The organism is Aurantiacibacter odishensis, assembly GCF_003605195.1.
Taxonomy (GTDB): domain Bacteria; phylum Pseudomonadota; class Alphaproteobacteria; order Sphingomonadales; family Sphingomonadaceae; genus Alteraurantiacibacter; species Alteraurantiacibacter odishensis.
Genome location: NZ_QYOS01000008.1, coordinates 1 through 3,654 on the forward strand (window position 1 = coordinate 1; position 3,654 = coordinate 3,654).

Below are 3,654 nucleotides of genomic sequence, written 5' to 3' on the forward strand. Positions count from 1 at the left end.
TGTCCGCCAATATCGCCGAAATGGAACGCCGCCGTGAAGCTGCTCGCATGGGCGGGGGCCAGAAGCGCATCGACGCGCAGCACGCCAAGGGCAAGCTGACCGCGCGCGAACGGCTCGACGTGCTGCTGGACGAAGGCAGCTTCGAGGAACTCGATACCTACGTCGAGCACGACTGCGTCGATTTCGGGATGCAGGACCAGAAGATACCGGGCGACGGGGTGGTGACCGGCAGCGGCACCATCAACGGGCGACTGGTCTATGTCTTCAGCCAGGATTTCACCGTGTTCGGCGGCAGTCTGTCGAAGCGGCACGCGGAGAAGATCTGCAAGGTGATGGACAACGCCATGAAAGTCGGCGCGCCGGTGATCGGGCTGAACGATTCCGGCGGTGCGCGCATCCAGGAAGGCGTGGCCAGCCTTGGCGGCTATGCCGAGGTGTTTCAGAAGAACGTGCTGGCATCGGGCGTCATCCCGCAGCTCAGCCTCATCATGGGGCCGTGCGCGGGCGGGGCGGTCTATTCGCCGGCCATGACCGACTTCATCTTCATGGTGAAGGACAGCTCCTACATGTTCGTGACGGGGCCGGACGTGGTGAAGACCGTCACCAACGAGGAAGTGACGCAGGAGGACCTCGGCGGCGCGGTGGTGCACACCACCAAGACGAGCGTTGCCGACCTTGCGCTGGAGAACGACATCGAGGCGCTGCTGGCCGCGCGCGAACTGATCGGCTTCGTGCCCGAGAGCAACCGCGATCCGCTGCCCGAACTGCCGACAGACGATCCGTGGGACCGGCGCGAGGACAGCCTCGACACGCTGATCCCGGCCAGCTCCAACATGCCCTACGACATGCACGAGCTGATCCGCAAAGTGGTGGACGACGGCAATTTCTTCGAAATCCAGCCCAAGCACGGTGCGAACATCATCACCGGCTTCGGCCGGATCGAGGGCAAGCCCGTGGGCTTCGTCGCCAACCAGCCGATGGTGCTGGCGGGCGTTCTGGATATCGACGCCAGCCGCAAGGCCGCGCGCTTCGTGCGCTTCTGCGATGCGTTCAGCATCCCGATCGTGACCTTCGTGGACGTGCCCGGCTTCCTCCCCGGCACCAGCCAGGAACACAACGGCATCATCAAGCACGGCGCAAAGCTGTTGTTCGCCTATGCCGAGGCGACCGTGCCCAAGATCACCGTGATCACCCGCAAAGCGTACGGCGGCGCCTACGACGTGATGGCATCGAAGCACCTGCGCGGCGATCTCAACTACGCCTGGCCCACGGCAGAGATCGCCGTGATGGGCGCGAAGGGTGCAGTGGAGATCATCTTCCGGCAGGACCGCGACAACCCGGACAAGATCGCCGAGAAGACGAAGGAATACGAAGACCGCTTTGCCAACCCCTTCGTGGCGGCCAGCCGTGGCTACATCGACGAGGTGATCTACCCACACTCGACCCGCCGCCGCATCGCGCTGGGCTTGCGCAAGCTGGCAGGCAAAAGCCTCGAGAACCCGTGGAAGAAGCACGATAATTTGCCGCTATGACCGACAAACCTACCAAGCCAGCCTGGAGCGATCGTGTCTCGAAGGAAGTCAAAGGTCGCGACCTCACGTGGCACACGCCGGAAGGCATCGACGTGCAGCCGCTGTACACGGCTGAGGATGCGGAGGGACTGGACCCCGGCCTGCCCGGCTTCGCGCCTTATACGCGCGGGCCCTATGCCAGCATGTACACGGGCCGCCCCTGGACGATCCGGCAGTATGCGGGCTTTTCGACGGCGGAGGAATCGAACGCCTTTTATCGCCGTAACCTGGCGATGGGTCAGAAAGGCCTCTCGGTCGCTTTCGACCTTGCCACGCATCGCGGTTACGATTCGGATCACCCGCGCGTGCGCGGCGACGTGGGCAAGGCGGGTGTCGCCATCGATACCGTGCGCGACATGGAGATCCTGTTCGATCAGATCCCATTGGAAGAAATGAGCGTATCGATGACCATGAACGGGGCAGTGATCCCGGTCATGGCGTTTTACATCGTGGCGGCAGAGCGGCAGGGGGTCAGCCAGGAAAAGCTCAGCGGCACCATCCAGAACGACATCCTGAAGGAGTTCATGGTCCGCAACACCTACATCTATCCGCCAGCGCCATCGATGCGGATCGTGTCGGACATCATCGCCTACACATCTGCGCACATGCCGCGCTTCAACTCGATCTCGATCAGCGGCTATCACATGCACGAGGCAGGGGCGACGGCGGTGCAGGAACTCGCCTTCACCATTGCCGACGGCAAGGAATACGCCAAGCGCGCGATGGAAACGGGGCTCGATATCGACGCCTTTGCGCCGCGCCTGTCGTTCTTCTGGGGCATCGGCATGAACTTCTTCATGGAGATCGCCAAGATGCGCGCCGCGCGCCTGCTGTGGCACGAGGTGATGACCGAGCTTGGCGCGAAGAACGAGAAGTCCAAGATGCTGCGCACGCACTGCCAGACTTCGGGCGTATCGCTGCAGGAGCAGGACCCCTACAACAACGTGATCCGCACGACGCTGGAGGCGCTCTCTGCCGTGCTGGGCGGCACGCAGTCGCTGCACACCAATGCGCTGGACGAAGCCATTGCGCTGCCGACCGACTTCTCAGCCCGGATCGCGCGCAACACGCAGCTCGTGATCCAGGAAGAGACGGGCATCTGCAACGTCGCCGATCCGCTGGGTGGCAGCTACTATATCGAGGCGCTGACGAAACAGATCGCCGACAAGGCCCGCGAACTGCTGGCCGAAGTCGACGAGGCTGGCGGCATGACCGCCTACGTCGCCAGCGGCGCGCCCAAGGCGGCGATCGAATCCGCCGCTGCCGAGAAGCAGGCCAAGGTCGACAAGGGCGAGACGGTGATCGTCGGCGTCAACAAGTACCGCAAGGCCGAGGAAGACCCGATCGATACGCTCGATATCGACAACCACAAGGTCCGCGCATCGCAGGTCGCCCGCATCGAGAAGGTGCGCCAAGGCCGCGACGAAGCCGCTTGCCAGGCGGCGCTCGAGGCGCTGGTCGAAGGTGCTCGAAGCAACGACAACCTGCTTGCGCTGGCCGTGGAAGCCGCGCGCCACGATGCGACACTGGGCGAAATCTCCGCCGCGATGGAGAAGGCCTTCGGTCGCTACGACACGATCCCCACGCCGGTGAAGGGCGTCTATTCCAGCGCCTACGAAGGCGACGCGCGTTACGCGCAGGTGGTGGAGGGGGTGGAGGCCGTGGGCCGCCGCCTTGATCACAAGCCCCGTATCCTCGTCGCCAAGATGGGTCAGGACGGGCACGATCGCGGCGCCAACGTGATCGCATCTGCCTTTGCCGACATGGGGTTCGAGGTGATCAGCGGCCCGCTGTTCCAGACGCCCGAGGAAACGGCGAAGATGGCGCTGGAGCACGAGGTGGACGCCGTGGGCGCATCATCGCTGGCCGCCGGTCACAAGACGCTGATCCCGGAACTGATCGAACACCTGAAGGATGCAGGCCGCGCCGATATCAAGGTGGTGGCAGGCGGCGTAATCCCGCAGACGGACTACGACATCCTGAAAAAGGCCGGCGTGCAGGGTATCTACGGCCCCGGCACCAACGTGGTGGAAGCAGCCGCAGACCTGCTAAGGCTGCTCGGCCACAACATGCCGCCTGCCGA

2 protein-coding genes are annotated in these 3,654 nt (G+C 64.0%); both read left to right on the forward strand.

Going from position 1 to position 3,654, the window contains the following annotated elements:
- The coding region (locus tag D4Q51_RS00100) for an acyl-CoA carboxylase subunit beta (RefSeq protein WP_240624490.1) at window positions 1-1,532 on the forward strand (1,532 nt) is incomplete at its 5' end.
- Window positions 1,529-3,654, forward strand: a 2,126-nt coding sequence (scpA, locus tag D4Q51_RS00105) for a methylmalonyl-CoA mutase (protein WP_120075320.1), incomplete at its 3' end; no start/stop codon positions are given. The genes D4Q51_RS00100 and scpA, both read left to right, overlap by 4 nt.